The organism is Streptomyces sp. CA189, from assembly GCF_056428985.1.
Genome location: NZ_JBWJVM010000040.1, coordinates 20,119 through 35,784, shown reverse-complemented (window position 1 = coordinate 35,784; position 15,666 = coordinate 20,119). Strand labels below are relative to the sequence as shown.

Below are 15,666 nucleotides of genomic sequence, written 5' to 3'. Positions count from 1 at the left end.
AGTCGATTCTCCCCAGATTCCCCCCAGGGCCTGTCGCTGCCACAAAAGAGCTGGCCAGAGGCCTGTCTGGGGCAAGGCGAGGAGATCACCCGCATCTATTCCCCCCAGGGACTCTCCACGGCCGATTCTGGGCCGATCTGTGAGTGATACGAAAGCGAAGCGCGAAGGATGACTGAGCGGGAGCGAGCGGCTTAGTGGTCGGCTCCGGAAGTCCTTCGGGGGTTGATCATGCTGCGAGTGCCGTGGAGGATTCCTCCAGTAGGTCGGTGCCTGCGTGCCGGTCGAGTCTGGCCAGCAGATCGTCCAGGTCGGAGGTGGTGAACTTCCACTGGAACGGCTGTGCCGTGGTGTTGTAGCGGTCTTCGAATCTTCGGAGACGGTCCCTGACCTGGTCGAGGTCGGTGAAGTCGTTGGGTGAGACGACCTTGCGCTGCACGATGGAGAAGAAGATCTCTATCTGGTTCAGCCAGGAGGCATGGACGGGTGTATGGACCATGACGGCGTTCGGAAACCTGTTGGCCAGGCGGTCTATGGCCGACTGGCCGCGATGCGAGGAGCCGTTGTCGACGATCCAGTACACGCGTTTCGCGCTGGCGTAGGGCTCGCTGGTCATCACCTGCTCGACCAGTTTCATGAACGGCACGATGCCGGTGGTCTGTTCACAACGGCCGAAGACTTCGGCCCGATGGATGTCGTAGGCGGCCAGGTAGGCCAGGGCTCCGCCGCGCCCGTAAGTGTGGTTGACGCGCATTGCGCGGGCCTGGCCGGGGGCCAGGGTGGGGTGGCAGCGGCAGCGGGCCTGGATGGAGGTCTTCTCATCCGCGGAGATGACGTACTCGTCTTCGCCGAGCGGGACGCTGTCGAAGGTGCGGGCGTAGAGGTCCAGGACCCGTTGAGCGGTGGCGCGGAAGTTCGGGTCGCGGATGAAGATCCAGGAGCGGTGCTGCCAGGGCTTGAGTGCGTCGCCCTTGAGCCAGCGGCGCACCGTGGAGGCGGAGATCGTCTCGGTGATGGCCCGGGTGACGGCCTCGCGCGCGAGCTCGGGGCATGACCAGCGGGAGAGCGGAGTTTCGGTTTCGGTGGGTAACTGGCAGGCCAGCGCCTTGATTTCGGCGATCTGCAGCGCGGTGAATGTCGGCGGTCGTCCCGATCGCTTGCGGTCGGCCAGGGCAGGCACCCTGCCGGCCGTGAATCGGCCGCGCCAGCGGCGCACGGTATCCACGTGCAGGTGGGTTTCGGCTGCGATCCGGGCATTGCCGCGACCTCGTGCCGCCAGGAGCACAATCGCCGCCCGCTGGCGTGCCTGGTGCGGAGTTTTGTGGCCGAAGGCCATCTTCTTGAGCCGGTGGCGCTCGGAAGCGGTCAGCTCCACGGGCACGGCAGAGCACACGGGCATGGAAGGAGAGCGGCCCATCTCTCGGGGCGGTGAACGGGAGGGACAGCTCCGGCTTCCCTCACCGGCACAGCCCTCAAGTCCCCGGTGGCCAGGGCGTGCCCGATAGGTCGTTGACGAACACGCCCCTCGGGGGTCAGCTGGTGACGTACTGCTCGCGGTACTCCGCGGTGGGGGCGATGGGCGTGATCACGTCGATCAGGACACCGTTGGGATCGGCCACGATGAAGTGCCTTTGCCCGAAGTCCTCGCTGCGCAGTTCAAGGACGGGGTGCAGCCCCTCGCTGGTGACGAGCCGTTCCCATTCCGCGTCCACGTCCTCCACCTCGAAGTTGAGCAGCAGTCCCTGTACAGGGACCCGGTGGCCCTTGGGAACCGTCGGGTGGCTGTGGTCGAGGAGGGCGAGCTCGTACCCGGGATCTCCCGGCTGGCGCAGGCTGACATACCAGTCGGCCTCGAACGTCGTCTCGAACCCCAGCAGCCGGGTGTAGAAGTCGCGAGACTCTCGCAGCTTCGCTGTGCCGATCACGGGATAGAAACCGGTCAGCTTCATACCTGAACCTCTTTCGCATACCATCAGTATGCGAATGACGCTATTCGCATACCTTCGGTATGTCAACGAGGAGTGCGATGGGCATCCGGGCACAGCAGCGGGAGCAGACCAGGCAGGCGCTGCTGCGGGAGGGCAGGCGCCTGTTCTCAGGCAGCGGCTACGGCGCGGTGGGCCTGGCGGAAATCGTCCAGGCAGCCGGGGTGACCAAGGGCGCGCTCTACCACCACTTCACCGGCAAGGCGGACCTCTTCCGCGCCGTCCTGGAGGAGATTCAGCAGGACGTGGGCCGGCGCGTGGCGGCGGCCGCTGACGCCTACGACGATCCCTGGACCCAGCTGACCGTCGGCTGCCAGGAGTTCCTCACCGCGACCACCGATCCGGACATCCAACGCGTCATGCTGGTCGACGGGCCTGCCGTACTGGGATGGAGCCAATGGCGGGCGATGGACGAAGCCGCCTCGGCCCGCCACCTCGCCGACGCGTTGTCCTCCCTCATCGACGCAAGGATCATCGCCCCGCAGCCAGTCGCACCACTGGTCCACCTGCTCTCCGGGGCAATGAACGAGGCTGCCCTGTGGCTCGCGTCCTCCTCCGACCCCGAAGACCTGGACCACACCAAAGCCGCGCTGACGCAACTGCTGCAGGCCCTGCGAACCGATTGACTTGATGACCACACAACAGGGCGCAATCGCTCCGCCATCGACCCATGCACCCCACACGACCAGTGCTCAAGTCAACCCCCGAAGGACTTCCGGAGCCGACCACTTAGAGCCAGTCCCGCCGCTTGAAAATCACGTACAAACTTACGCAAACCATCCCCATGAGGCAGATCGCAAGGGGGTATCCGAAGGTCCATCCCAACTCAGGCATGGACTCGAAGTTCATGCCGTAGATAGTTCCGACGAGTGTGGGAGCAAACAAAATGGCAGCCCACGAGGAGATCTTCTTGAAGTCGTCACCCTCACGCCGCTGACCTGCGGAAATTGCCTACGCAGGCGGCCTGACCTGCAGCGATCGACCTTTCCGAGTCTTTCACCCTGCTGCCCGTATATGCAGCCGATTCCCCCCAGCCGCCCCCCAACGAGGCCTCATTCCCCCCAGATTCCCCCCCAGCGGACACTGTCTCGCCAAGAGGGGCACCGCAGGTCGGGGCCGTCCAACGTCGCTCACGACAGGTTACTCAGGGGAGTGGCGGCAGGGCAGGAGCAGGTGACAAGGCGGGGCCGGACCAGCTCGGCGAGGCCCGGCGGCGGGGCGTCCGGGCGGGTGGCCGCCGCTGGGCGCGGGCGGCCGGCGGCCGTGCGCAGGCGGAGAGGGCGCCGTGGTCTCAATGGGCAGCCGCTCCCGGGGTGTGAATATACGGGCATCGGCACGGCTGGGGTCTCAGCGCGGGATGCTGCTTTGGCGGGCTTGGGCGATGAGGAGGACGGCGTCGTCCTGGACGGTGTGGGGGCCGGAGGCGAAGGCCGGGGCGAGTTCGGTTTGGAGGGCTTCGCGCATGGCGGGGTTGTGGGGGTGGTCGGTGTGCCAGAAGTCGGCGAGGATGCCGGCCGCCGCACGGGCGGAGTCCTGTGGCGTGGGTCCGTCGAGGGTGAGGCGGGCGCCGACCCGGCGGAAGGAGACGTCGTCCAGGCCGGCCTCGGCCAGGAGGTGGGCGGCGCGGGTCAGGAGGTAGCCCTGGTGGTCGGGTTCCTCTCCGGCGAGGGCGGTGCAGTGGGTGTTGAGGAGGCGGACCATCTCGTTGTCGGGGGTGCCCTGGATCAGGACGACCTTCGCCGCGGGGTGGGACAGGTCCAGGACACGGAGCATCTCGGCGACCGCGGCGTCCGGGTCGTCCGTGTAGTGCAGGACCCAAGTGGCGACGACGGCGTCGAAGGAGTCGTCGGGCAGCGGCAGCGCGTCGGCCCGGCCGGAGTGGACCTCGATGCCCGGCAGCGCGGTGCGGATCGCCTCCTCCCTCGTGGCGTGGGGTTCCACGGTGGTGCACTGCCCGAGCCGGGCCGCGATCGCCCGCACCCCGGCCCCGGTGCCGCCGCCGACGTCCAGGACCCGCTCGTTGCCTTCGAGCGCGTCGACGACAGCGGGGATGTCCTCGCGCTCGAAATGCGGCTCGAACGCCGCCCAGGCCTGTCCGCTCAGCCCGTGCGGACCGCGGTACTCCTCGGGCAGCGGGTAGGGGCCCAGCAGGGTGTGCTCGGGCACTACGGGCCCGCCTGGGCGGCGGGCATAGGCGAAGAGGTGGTCTTCCGGTTCGGCCAGTTCACTGTCGGGCGAGAACACCGAGCGGGCCGAGTGCAGGACGCTCAGCCCGGTCCGTTCGATCTCCTTCAGGTACTGCTCGGCCGGGAAGCTGGTGACCTTCATCGGCATGCCCATCCACACCATGGGGTGGTCCTCGATGTCGGCGGGGACCGTGGCCGACACGAAGAGGCCGCCGGCGGTCAGCCAGCCGGCGATCCGCTCCAGCACCGCCGCCTGCTCGACGCGGGACATCCGCAGCAGCGGGAAGAACGCGCACACCGCCTCGAACGAGCCGTCCGGCGCCCGGAAGTCCCGTACGTCCTGCTGCTCGAACCGGCCGCCGGGCACCCGCTCGCGGGCCAAACCGACCATCGTCGCCGACACGTCGATCCCGGTCACCCGGAACCCGGCCCGGACCAGCGCCTCGGCCACCGGCCGGCCGGTCCCGCTGCCGATGTCCAGCACCCTGGCCCCTTGCGGCAGCCGCGCCGCCAGCCACTGAACCGCAGCGAGTTGCTCCGGCAGGCGCCCGAAGGCCCGCTCGTACTCCGCACCAAGCCTGTCGAAAGGCTCCGCCGCCGCTGCCAGCCGATCCATCGCCCGCCCGTCCCTTCCTTGTTGCACCCCAGCACCAGGAGTGATGCCGTTGTCGCGCACCGTAGCGGAACGTCCAGGGGTGAAGCCCGCGGCCCGCCTGGGCATCCCCTCCCTGTCGGGAGCCGGCTGGGACGACGTCAAGCTCGTCGGCGGCCTGGACGGCTGTTCCGCGACCCAGGTCCGCGCTGGACGTGGTGACGGAGAACGACGGCCTGGAGCTCCACTCGTCGGTGATCCGGCTGCAGGTCGGCACGGAACAGGCGATGGGGGTGCCGCGCGGAGAACCAAGCCTTGTCCTCCCGGGCCATCCCGGCATTCCTCTGCAGACTCTGGCCGCGGGTGCCCGTCTCTGCGTGAGGTGGTGGTGCACCCGTGCGCCGCCAGATGCCCCTGGTATGCGGAGCGGGCTCCGGGCAGGGTGAGCGCGCCGCCGTCGGCTTCCGGCGGTGCGGGGGCCGGTGACGGCCCAGGGACGTGGTGCGAGGGGAGTGCGTCGTGGAGGGGCAGTTGAGGAATTTCCTGTACCGCAATCCGCAGTTGTACGACGAGGTCTACGGAGACAGCCACCACCACGATGTCCTGCTGTGCGAGCGGGCCTTCCAGCGGTACCTCGACGGCACGCCGGCTTCGCTGCTCGATGTCGGCTGCGGTACCGGTGAGGACGTCGCCTACTTCGCGGCCAGGGGCGTGGACGCGGTGGGCGTTGATCTGCAGCCCCAGATGCTGGAGCGGGCGGCCCACAAGTTCCCCGGCGCCCGGTTCGTGCAGGCGGACATGCGCCGGCTGCGCCTGGAGCGTTCCTTCGAGGCGATCATCAGCTTCGGGTATGCCATCGCCAACCTCCACAGCAACCAGGACATTGCCGCTGCCCTGCACTCGATGGCCCGGCACGCGCGAGCGGGCACGCTCCTGCTCCTGGAAGCTCTCGCGTTCCAGCCGGACACACCGCTCACCCTGCCTTCGCAGTTCACCATCGATACTCCCGGATTCCGGGCCACGGCGCAGGTCCGCTACGAGGTCGATCCAGACAGCCGTCTTCTCCTCCGTCGGCGCTCCTGGCAGGACGAATCGGGGAAGCCGATGGAGGAGGACTTCGTCCGGTTTCGGATGCTCGCGCCCGAAGAGCTGGAGCAGTTGCTGGGAGCGGAGGGTTTCGAGCTGCTGGAACTCCATGACCGTCAGTCCCCGGACGGTCAGGGCCTGCCGAGCTCGATCATGGTGGCGGCCTGCCGCTACACCGGATCTGCGTAGCTTCGGGGTCGGGTACGGCAGCGAGACGGTGGCCGTCGCAGGCAGTGCGGGGGTCAGGCGGCCTTGCGGTTGCCCTGGTCGTCGCAGGGCAGTTCGGAGGCGGGGTGGTTGGTCGTGAAGTCACGGGCCGCTTGTCGTTCGGCCTCGCTGATCGCGGTGGACCGCACGTTGATGATGCCGCCGAAGGGGCGGTCGACGTCCCGGATGATGCACAGGGCCGTCGTCAGCAACGCGGTGATCACGACGAGCGTGACCAGTTGGCCGCGGTTGTTCCTGCGGGGCAGACAGACGCCGAGGGCCACCACGGTGATGGCCAGGGTGGCGAGCAGGAACCAGAGGATGGCGCTGGGGATGCTGGCGGTGGCCTGGGTCAGCCGTTCCTCCCGCTCGTCGGAGCGCTTGTTGTCGGCGGCGATCAGCATGCCGAAGACCGGCTTGCCCTCCAGATCGCGGAAAGTCTGCCGGAAGTCCGTCGACCACACGCTCGGTGCGGCGGAGCCCTTGCCGTCGGCCATGGCCGGCCACTCCTGTGTGCGGACAGCGCGTGCGTAGCAGACGGCGTCGGCCTGGATACGGGCACGCTGGACCTGGGGCGCGTACTCGGCGGTTTCCACGAGCTGGTCCAGTGCCCGGCCCTCACCGCGCGAGGCGACTTCGGCTTTGCCGTAGGAACCGTTGGCGGTGACCAGGACGAAGGCCAGCAGCAGGACGGTCAGCGTCAGCAGGGGACCGACGAGGTCCTTCACGGCCATGCCCGTGTCGTCGTCTTCGCTGAGCAGCCGGGGCCGCAGGTAGCGGTTGGCGGCGAGGCCCGTGAGCAGGGCGAGTACGGCGACGACGATGACGAGGGTCACGGGCGGATGCCTCCGAGGACGGCGTGCAGGTTCCGGTACGGGCGGGTGTCGCGATCATGGCTCGGCGTATGAGGCGACCGGAACAGCGGAAACGTCTCCTCGCCCCCGCACGGGGGACCCCATTGGGCTGGCGGGAGCAGCCGCATCGGCCTGCGGGCGCGAGAGCGGATCGTGTGTGCTCTCGGCCGGCGCTTTGGGCGCTGCCCTACTCTGAAGCGCCGCCGAAGGTTCGAAGTCCTCTTCACGGCCAGGGCGCTGTGCCCGATGACTACCGATCCGGCCACGGCGGGGGAGAGGCCGGAGATCCCATGGATATCCCCGGCCTCCAGGGCTGGTCCTCAAGAACATGAACCAGCGCTACCAGCCCGGATCCTGGGGCTGGCGTGTTGACGGCACCTTCTTGGACTCGTTCGTTGGGTGAGGGGAGAGATGCTCGGAGAACCGCACGAACCCTCAGTGGACGCCCCGTGCCTTCTTGTCATGGCAAAAGGCGGCCTTCACCAGCGAGGATGCCCGCCATGACGACCGACCAGAACCTCACTGTGCTCCGCCCGGCGCACTCAGCCCTCGCCGTCTTCGGCGCTGGAGCCGCGATCGGAGTGCTGGGCGGGATGATCGGGCTGGGCGATCCGCATGCGCAGCAGCACCCTCTACAAGGTGCTGGCGGCGCTGATGGTCGTCACGGCGGCCGCCCTGGTGGTCACCCACACCACGACCCTGAACTCCCTCGCGCTGCCGCTCTGGGCGCAGGTCCCCGTCGGGGTCGTGGCGGGCTTCGGTATCGGGGTCGTGGCCGCGATCATGGGCGTTGCTGGTGGTGAGCTGCTGATCCCGACGATCGTGCTGCTGTTCGGCGAGGACATCAAGACCGCCGGAAGCCTCTCCCTGCTGGTCTCCCTGCCGACCATGCTCGTCGCGTTCGCCCGCTACGGCCGTGACGACAGCTTCGCCGTCCTCGGCGCCAACATCCGCTTCACCGTGACCATGGCCGCGGGCTCGATCCTCGGCGCAGTGCTGGGCGGACTACTCCTGGGTGTGTTCCCGGACCTCATACTGATCCCCCTGCTGGCCGTGATGCTGCTCGTCTCCGCCGTCAAGCTCGCCCGGCACGACTGACCTGACAACACCCGGCTTGACGCAGAGAAGGACCAAGATCACACGCAGAGACGGCCGAAGCGATTGTCGGCGCCATCACCGGCACCCTTGCCCGCCCCCAAACTCCTCATCCGCGGCAGCCACGATGCGACCGGCCGCCTCCGCCCCCGTCGGCCGCACCGTGCCGCTGCGTCCCGACGAGGGCCGCGAGCTCGCCGAGACCTCACCTCGGCCGGCCCCCGCCAGCCGTGGATCGCCGCGATGTTGCTTTCCCGCTAGGGCACCCTCGAGGTCCTCGTCACCACGCTCGTCCAGCCGGAGCTCGTCGCAGGTCAGTGCCGCCACTGCCGTCGACCAGGGGCGGCGACCAGCATCCGATGCGCTACGTGCTCCTGCGCCTGGACGCCACCATCGACGACGTGCCGCGATTTTGTGACCCCGGTCGGGGCGCACTGGGAGGGGCTGATCGGTTGACGGCCGGCCGGTTTTGGGCCGTCTGTCGGTTGGGCCGTCGCAGGCTGAGCACCAGCGTCTGCCTGGCTCCCTTGAGTCAGCGGATGTGGCCTCGCAGCGTCTCCGTCGCCAGATTGTTGGCGGAGTGTGTGCAATCGGATCCCTTGTTGATCAGCTGACAGCAAGGAGCGGGCGGCAAGGTAAACCCCTGCCGTAGTTCACCAGGTAGCGCAACGCACCTCTTCGATACGCCCGGTGGCCGGCTCGTAGACAACCTGCACACAGCGCTCGGGGGCAGGCGGCTGGGGCAGATCCCCTTCCACGTCGTCGTCGAAACCCGCCTTGGGGCAGCAGTCTGGATAGCTGCTGTTCGGGTCCCCGGGTGTCCACACGATGCCTGCCGCTGCGGGCGAAGCGAGGAGTCCCAACAGGACGGCAGTAGCGACGACTAGGGGGATCGACCGGGCCATGGATGGTCCTTCCGGAGGGGGCGGGTTACGGCCAAGCTTCCGCCATCGCCTCCGGGCCGGAGCGCACAAGTAGGTGCTGTAACGATTCGCTGTCACTCAGTCGGTGGTGGCTGGACCCCGAGCGCGGTTGCTGGTCAGTCAGGTTCAGGCGCTCCGCTCGCAGTCGGCCCCGATCCCGCGCCTGGCCTCTGTCCCGCCGGCCGCGGCTCCCGGTGCGGCCTGGTGGCCAGGGCCGCACCGCGTACGGCCGAGCGTATCCCGCCGCCGAGCGAGCTGGTCGCGCTGTCATTCGATGCCGGCCCACCTGTTCGGACGCAGCAGGGCTCCGGTGAAAAGTGTGGGAAGAGGCTGGGCGCATGTCCGCCAAGCTGATCGTTTACCCGCCCGACGAGCAGGGATGGCGCCGGGTGCGCTACGACGGCATCGCCATCGGAGTCGCGCACCCGCCCGGCCGACATCCGTGACTTCCTCGCGGCCGCCGGCTTGGAGAAATTCGAGAACGTGGATCTCACCGCTGCCGACTTCGGCGGAGTGGCGAGGGGCCGGCCCAGAGGAGCGGGATCCCTCCCCTAAACGCTAGGTGCGGGGCAGCCAGCCGTCGGCGAAGTCGGAGCGCTCCCGTGCGCGCTGCGCTCTTTCCTCGAGAAGTCGGCGGAAGCTTGCCAGGGCGTAGCGTTCTCCCGTCGCCGCTCTGGGCCCGGGGATGCCGGCCACGGTGGCCATGCACTGCTGGGGCTGGGTCTGCCAGCCGGCGACCTGAACCCGTAGGCGCATGCGCTCTGCGCGCCGGTGCAGGTTGAGGAGGTGGAGCAGGCCGTCGACGTCCATGGCCGCGACGGCGTGCAGATCCACCAGGAGATCGCGCTCGTCCACGGTCACGTAGTCCAGGGCGCGCTGGAGGAGTTCTCCCGCACCCTCGTCGAGCTCCCCGGTTGCGCTGATCAGAACCGAGCTACCGCAGTGCTGGACATCAACGTTGATCAATGTTCTGCTCCCGTGACCCGAAGGCTCCGGACCTACGGGAGCCCCATCCTGGCGCGACGCGGCGTAGGGCTGGTGTGCGGCGCGCTCAAGCGCGCATAGAGGGCGTACGCCGCCGATGTACCGGCGGCGGTCCGTGCAGCTGCCCCCGCGTCCGCCGGGAGGGCCGCCTTCCCGAACTGATCGACGCCGTTGGCGAAGTGACGTCCCGTCGGACTGTCCAGACGCCGGCGCCTTCGTCGCCCAGACGCCTGGCTGGTTCCGCCTCGACCGCTTCCGTAAGCCAGAGGCGGGCCCTGTTCGTTGCTGCGGGGAAGGACATTCTGTGCCGGCATCTGACCGGATGGCTCGGTTCGCGTACGTTCTCGTCCTGGTGGTCCGCGGCTTTAGTTCCCAGGTCGTACGCCGACGTCGTCCGCGACCGCGTCGCCCATGCTGGCGTCCGGTGATAACGGCCGCCGCTACTCAAGGCCACCAGGCCCGCTCGATGGACCTCCCCACCCCTGCTGCGCTTGGCCTTTGGGCGGATGTTTCCCTTGCGGCGCATCATCCGGCGGTTGGCGCGCAGAGGCCCCGGCGGAGGTGTCGTCGGGGCCCTCTGGTTACTGCGGGCGTCGGCTGTAGCCGATGGTGAGGTTCGGGCCGCGGTGACGCGCGCCCGGGGGCTAAGGGATGCTCACTGCGAAGGCGAGGTCAGTGCGGGTCCCGCTGGCGTTGCGGGTGAAGACGGTGAGGGTGTTCTGCGCGTTGTTGCAGAAGCTGTGAGGCGTGGTGTGCATGGAGGCGGTACCGCCGTCCGCTTCGATGGTCACCTGCGGCGCTGTTTGGGTGAGTTCCAGGTCGGGGGCGGTGAACGTGATGCAGTAGGTCCCGGTCCGGTTGGTGCCGGACGGGCGGTTGACCTCGTCGATGCCCTTGCTGGCCAGGGGGGTGCCGCTCGCGGCGACTCGGACGGCTGCCTGGGCGTGGGGGGCATACATGGTGTCCGGGATGGCATGGGCGACACCGGCGGTGGCCATGGTGGCCGCTGCCAGGGTGGCGGTGATCCAGGCGGCGCGGGTCTTGCTGGAAGGCGTCAGGGGTTTCCTTCTTTCGGTCCTGCGGTGGCCGGTTGATCAACTGAGGCTGCTGCGGCTGCAGGGCGGTGATTCGGAACGGGTTGTCGTCGGGCCCGTGAAGGGGTACCGGTCCAAGCGGAGCGAGTTCGCGTCATTGCCGGGCGGCGCCTCGGTGGAGACCATGACCGTGGGCCAGGGACTTTCGGGGACGCCCGGCGAGGACGTCATCGGGATGCCTGTGACCACGTCGATCTTCGTCGAGTCATGGAGCGGCGCTACGGAGCGAAGTCATTGTCCGGAGAGAGAGGGGGCAGCGTTCTCGTCTACGGCGAGTGGGCGCGATCAGGGCACGAAGAGGAAGAACGGGGAGTCGGCCGGACCGCTGCCGTTGCCGACGAAGACGGTAAGGGTGTCTGCGGCTGAGCCGCACGGCGTAGTCGGCTGGGTGTTGAGGAAGACCTGGTACTGCCAAGGTGTGGTGCCCGGGATGCCCCACAGAGTGGCGGTCGGCGTGCTCCTTGCGACCTCGATCCTTGTGTCGTCGTCGAACGTCACGCAGTAAACGCCCAGTTCGGGCTTAGTGAGGGACTTGATCCCCTTGGAGTAGTGGCGTGTGCCGTCGGTATTCACCATCGCGGACGCCTGTGCATGCGGGGCCTTCGCCTTGACGGCAGAGTCGTCCGCGATTGCGACGCCTCCCATCACCCCCGCAGCCACACCAGCGAGGACACCACACATCGCCACGGGCTTGGACAGCTTGATCGAGCGCAATCTCTTCACAGCCTCATCCCTCGGAGCTCCTTCGCACGAGGAGCTGTTCAGGGTGATCGTTACGCTCGGTGCTCACGGACGATCGTTTCCGCATGCGACGACAGACCGCCAATGTCGCGGGAATTCACCCGTACGGCTCATCTGTACGTCCTTACTGGTTTGTACATGGGTTGTCGTTCTGGCTCGATTCTTGTCGCCGCAGCGGGACATTCGCGGAGCAGGGCGAAGTTCTCCTCGGTGAGGGGGCGCTGCGCTTTCCTCGGCGCGGTCGCTTTTCGGCCCGGCCCAATTGCGGAGATCAGTGCCGATGTCGCGATCGGCAGTGGGGGCCTGTGCCGGCACGCGGTGCGGTGCGTGCGCCTGCGCCTGGACGCGCGGCCGAGGATGTGCCTCCGTTCGGCGCACGGCCGCAGCTGCGGGCTGAGCAGCAATGCGCCCTGTCCCGGCAGTTCATGACGCCACGCACCTCGTTACCGGTGGGCGGTGCCAGAGGCGGTGCGGCTCCCCACCGCAGCGGCTTCGCGGCAACGTTCCTGGCCTCGGGCCCAGACCTCGGCGAAGGGCTGGGCCGATGAGGGGCGGAGGAGCCGGTCAGCTGGCGATGTATTCGGCGAGTTCTCGTTCGAGGGCCGCTTTCGGCTTGGCCCCGACGATGGTTTTGACGACGTCTCCGCCGACGTAGACGTTCATGGTGGGGATGGACATGATGCCGTACTTGGCTGCGGTCGCCGGGTTTTCGTCGATGTTGAGTTTCACCACGTCGATCTTGGTGCCATGCTCGTCCGCGATGGCTTGCAGAGAGGGGGCGATCATGCGGCAGGGGCCGCACCATTCGGCCCAGAAGTCGACCAGGACGGGCTTGTCGTTCATGAGGACGTCTTCGTCGAAGGAAGCGTCGGTTGCCGTCTTGAGAGCCACGGAGGGCCTCCTTATGCGTTTTTCTTGCCGGGCCAGGGCACGCTCTCACAGCTCTCGGCCAGTCAGCGTGACCAACTCGGTTACAGGGGCCGCAGCCGGCCGGGACGCGAGCGTAGCCGGGCCCATGACCGGTTCTCGGCCTGTGGCAGCGACCCCGATCGCGGCAGGCCGGGGGCGTTGTAAGTGAGGGCGGGCGGTCACCCGCTGGGCTGAACGGTGACGGCCGCGGGCAGCGGGTACGCCGGGTGACGCCTCGCCGGCGGTACCCATCCGGTATGCGGCGAGCCGGCGCACGCCGGCGCGCAAGCAGGTCAGCTCGGAGGAGTGGTTGCGGGGACGCACAGCACGTTGGCGTAGCCGTAGTTGCGTCCGGCCAGGTGGGCGGTGAAGGCGGCGAAGGCGGCCCGGTCGTGGTTGACGGTGATGGTCCGGCCCCGGTGGTGGGCTGTGATGCGGTAGCCGTGTTCGTCGGCGATGTCGAAGAGTTGGTGCGGGTCACGGCCGAGGCGCCGCAGGCCGCGGGGCCAGAACTCGACGATCATGCGCGGCCGGTGGTGGGTCAGGACCTTGCGGGCGCCCAGGAGCACGTCCAGGTCTGCGCCCTCGGCATCGATCTTGATCAGGTCGATCCGGTGCAATTCCAGTTCGGCGGCTACGTCGTCGAGGGTGGTGGCGCGTACCTGGATGGGCCGGCCGGTGGCGCAGGCGTTGCGGAGCAGGCTGCTGCGGGCGTTGGTGAAGGAGGACAGGTTCAGGCTGGCCGTCCCCGGCTGGTTCAGGGCGACGGCCTCGACCGTGTCGGTGTTGGTGATCTTGTTGAGTGCGAGGTTGCGGCGCAGCAGGTCGAGGTTGGAGGGGACCGGCTCGATGGCGATGAGCCGGCCGGTGGCGCCGACCGTTCGGGCGGCGGGGACGGAGAAGTAGCCGATGTTGGCCCCGACGTCGATGACGGTCATTCCGGGCCGGAGGTGGTCGTCGGCCCAGCGGCGGACCTCGCCGTCGTGCAGGCCGGCGACCTGCGGTCCGCTGGGCGGTGTGATGCCGTCGGTGAGGTGGAAGCGGCCCAGCGGCGTGTGGATGACGGTGTCGGGGCCGGGTCCGAAGGCCCGCCAGGCGGCGACACGCATCCAGTGCTCGATGATCCGGTCGGCGGAGCTGGTACCCCGGGCTGGGACGTGGTCCAGGCCGATGGTCCGCAGAAAGCCGCTGGCGGCTACCTGTGCGTTCCAGGCGGCTTTGCCGAGGCGCGAGAGCCGGGGCGGCCCGGTGACGGTCGGTCCAAGGACGCGGGTCATGTGCGATCTCCCAAGAGGCGTGCGGTCAGGAGGAGGCCGATGACACTTCCGGCCTCGGTGATGGTGCCCTGTTCCACGGCGTACAGGGCGTCTTGCATCGCGGTCCAGTGCAGGGTCATGGCGGACTCGCTGCCGTCCCGCGCGGCGGGGCGGGGGAGGAGTCCCGTACCGAGGTAGACGTGGGTGGAGGCGGCCGTGGTGTTGGGCAGCGGGTGGAAGACCGTCAGGAACCGCAGGCGTGCGGGCTCCCAGCCGGTCTCCTCGGCACACTCCCGTCGTGCGGCGTCCTCGGGCCGCTCGCCGGGATTGATCCCGCCGCCCGGCACGTGCAGGGCACGCCGGCCCAGGAGGTAGAAGCCGTCCTCGACGAGACCGACCCTCCCTTCCTCGTCGACTGGCACGACACGCGCCCCGTCTGCCATGCCGACATGGTCGTACGTGCTGTGCGTCCCGTCCGGCTGGACCACCCGGTCCCTGTGGAGCGTCAGGAAGGCCCCTGCTTGCAGCACTTCACCACCCAGGTGCTGCCAGCCCGAATCGCCGCCGGGCAGCCTTTGGGGGCCGCCGGGCGTGCCGGGAGCCCTGCGGCGGCGCTTCATGTGGCCCTCACACCTTCCGGTGACGCTGTGGCTGCCGGCGGTCCGGCTGTGCCGGGGAAGGGAAGCGGCATTCCGCGGTCGGCTGTCGAACCGCAGGCCGCAGTCCGCTGGGCGCAGTGCCGGTTCTGGGCATGCCCGCCACCTGCTCGGAGGCTCGTATGCCCGTACACGTTCACCGGCTGATGACCCAGGCCGATCACGACCACACCACACCCGCGTGGAGGGTCCTGGCCCGGGAGGCTGCCCGCTGCCTGCACTCCATGGCCCTGGCCGGGTGGCACGGCCGGGGCCGTAGCCGGATCACGGCGCCGTACTGGATGGCCCGACGATTCGCCGGTGTGCTCGGCGAGCCGCTCGACGACGACCGGCTCCTGACATTCGTCTTCGCCACCCCGTCCAAGCCGGTGACCGTGCGCGTACGGCGCAACCAGAGCGACCTGATCATTCTCTGGGAGGTACTGCTGAAACGGACCTACGACCTTCAGCAGACCTACGGGTTCGACGCGGGCCGACTGGACACGATCATCGACCTGGGCGCCAACACCGGCCTTGCCGCGGCCTACCTCACCGCCCGCCACCGGCCCCGCGTCCTGCTGGCCGTCGAACCGGTTCCGCAGACGCTGGCCGTACTGCAGGTCAATGCCCGCCTGTCGGGGAGCAGCTGGATCGTGGAACAGGCCGCCGTCGCAGCCGAACCCGGCGAGGTGGAGATCTTCGTCAGCGCCCTGTGGGACAGCTGCACCGCCCACCCGGCCGTCGCCCGGGCCCGCCGTCAGGATCCTCACCGGCTGGAGCCGCTGCTTGCCCGGCCGAACCTCTGGGCACGGGCCATGACCATGCCCCAACTCCTCGACACCCACGGGATCAGCCGTGTCGACCTCCTGAAGGTGGACATCGAAGGTGGCGAGGCCGCCTTGTTCGACCACGCCGAGCCGTGGCTGGACCGCGTCGAGAACATCCTGGTGGAGATCCACGACAAGTACCTCGACGGAAACGCCGTGCGCGCCACCCTCACCCGAGCCGGCTACACGCGCCTCCAAGCCCGCACGGCGGCCGCTCCAACAGCCTCTGCGAACCGCGTGGAGCTCTTCGTCCGCCACCCCTGACACCCGTACCGCACGGACCGGCCCGCGGAGC

General features: G+C 68.7%; 14 protein-coding genes and 1 pseudogene. 4 read left to right on the top strand and 11 right to left on the bottom strand.

Annotated features, from left to right (window positions below; all coding sequences use genetic code 11):
• Window positions 1-226: 226 nt before the first annotated feature.
• A complete protein-coding gene (locus AC061S_RS26335) occupies window positions 227-1,372 on the bottom strand; it encodes an IS630 family transposase (protein WP_478688360.1) in 1,146 nt (381 codons plus the stop codon).
• 157 nt (window positions 1,373-1,529) lie between these two features.
• Complete coding sequence (locus tag AC061S_RS26330; protein ID WP_478688359.1) at window positions 1,530-1,946, bottom strand: VOC family protein; 417 nt, start codon at window positions 1,944-1,946, stop codon at window positions 1,530-1,532.
• Window positions 1,947-2,023: 77 nt separating this feature from the next.
• Between AC061S_RS26330 and AC061S_RS26325 the strand changes: the two genes are divergently transcribed.
• Complete coding sequence (locus AC061S_RS26325) at window positions 2,024-2,608, top strand: TetR/AcrR family transcriptional regulator (RefSeq protein ID WP_478688358.1); 585 nt, start codon at window positions 2,024-2,026, stop codon at window positions 2,606-2,608.
• A gap of 103 nt (window positions 2,609-2,711) precedes the next feature.
• Here the strand turns inward: AC061S_RS26325 and AC061S_RS26320 are convergent.
• Window positions 2,712-2,897, bottom strand: a pseudogene (locus tag AC061S_RS26320) (CorA family divalent cation transporter); the annotation flags it as partial.
• Window positions 2,898-3,329: 432 nt separating this feature from the next.
• Window positions 3,330-4,784 (bottom strand): methyltransferase domain-containing protein, encoded by a 1,455-nt coding sequence (locus tag AC061S_RS26315; protein WP_478688357.1) that lies wholly within the window; start codon window positions 4,782-4,784, stop codon window positions 3,330-3,332.
• 507 nt (window positions 4,785-5,291) lie between these two features.
• On the opposite strand from AC061S_RS26315, the gene AC061S_RS26310 reads away from it, so the two are divergent.
• Window positions 5,292-6,035 carry a class I SAM-dependent methyltransferase gene (locus tag AC061S_RS26310; RefSeq protein ID WP_478688356.1) on the top strand — a complete coding sequence of 248 codons (744 nt, stop codon included), beginning with the start codon at window positions 5,292-5,294 and terminating at the stop codon, window positions 6,033-6,035.
• A 53-nt stretch (window positions 6,036-6,088) separates the two neighbouring features.
• Here the strand turns inward: AC061S_RS26310 and AC061S_RS26305 are convergent, their stop codons facing one another.
• Complete coding sequence (locus AC061S_RS26305) at window positions 6,089-6,889, bottom strand: bestrophin-like domain (RefSeq protein ID WP_478688355.1); 801 nt, start codon at window positions 6,887-6,889, stop codon at window positions 6,089-6,091.
• A gap of 633 nt (window positions 6,890-7,522) precedes the next feature.
• On the opposite strand from AC061S_RS26305, the gene AC061S_RS26300 reads away from it, so the two are divergent.
• A complete protein-coding gene (locus AC061S_RS26300) occupies window positions 7,523-8,005 on the top strand; it encodes a TSUP family transporter (protein ID WP_478688354.1) in 483 nt (160 codons plus the stop codon).
• A 1,478-nt stretch (window positions 8,006-9,483) separates the two neighbouring features.
• Here the strand turns inward: AC061S_RS26300 and AC061S_RS26295 are convergent.
• From AC061S_RS26295 to AC061S_RS26270, 6 genes are all read right to left on the bottom strand, one after another.
• Entirely contained in the window at window positions 9,484-9,891 is a 408-nt protein-coding gene (locus AC061S_RS26295) for an STAS domain-containing protein (protein ID WP_478688353.1), read from the bottom strand.
• 662 nt (window positions 9,892-10,553) lie between these two features.
• Window positions 10,554-10,907: a hypothetical protein gene (locus AC061S_RS26290; RefSeq protein ID WP_478688352.1), complete on the bottom strand. Its 354-nt coding sequence runs from the start codon at window positions 10,905-10,907 to the stop codon at window positions 10,554-10,556.
• Between the two features lie 381 nt (window positions 10,908-11,288).
• The gene (locus AC061S_RS26285; protein WP_478688351.1) at window positions 11,289-11,726 is read right to left on the bottom strand and encodes a hypothetical protein; all 438 of its coding nucleotides are present in this window, start codon (window positions 11,724-11,726) and stop codon (window positions 11,289-11,291) included.
• Between the two features lie 582 nt (window positions 11,727-12,308).
• Window positions 12,309-12,635, bottom strand: coding sequence for a thioredoxin (trxA, locus tag AC061S_RS26280; RefSeq protein WP_478688350.1), 327 nt, complete (start codon window positions 12,633-12,635; stop codon window positions 12,309-12,311).
• A gap of 311 nt (window positions 12,636-12,946) precedes the next feature.
• Entirely contained in the window at window positions 12,947-13,930 is a 984-nt protein-coding gene (locus tag AC061S_RS26275) for an FkbM family methyltransferase (protein ID WP_478688349.1), read from the bottom strand.
• Window positions 13,927-14,529 carry an NUDIX domain-containing protein gene (locus tag AC061S_RS26270; protein ID WP_478688348.1) on the bottom strand — a complete coding sequence of 201 codons (603 nt, stop codon included), beginning with the start codon at window positions 14,527-14,529 and terminating at the stop codon, window positions 13,927-13,929. Before AC061S_RS26270 ends, AC061S_RS26275 begins: the two co-directional genes overlap by 4 nt.
• 158 nt (window positions 14,530-14,687) lie before the next feature.
• Between AC061S_RS26270 and AC061S_RS26265 the strand changes: the two genes are divergently transcribed.
• Window positions 14,688-15,635 (top strand): FkbM family methyltransferase, encoded by a 948-nt coding sequence (locus tag AC061S_RS26265; RefSeq protein ID WP_478688347.1) that lies wholly within the window; start codon window positions 14,688-14,690, stop codon window positions 15,633-15,635.
• Window positions 15,636-15,666 lie beyond the last annotated feature (31 nt).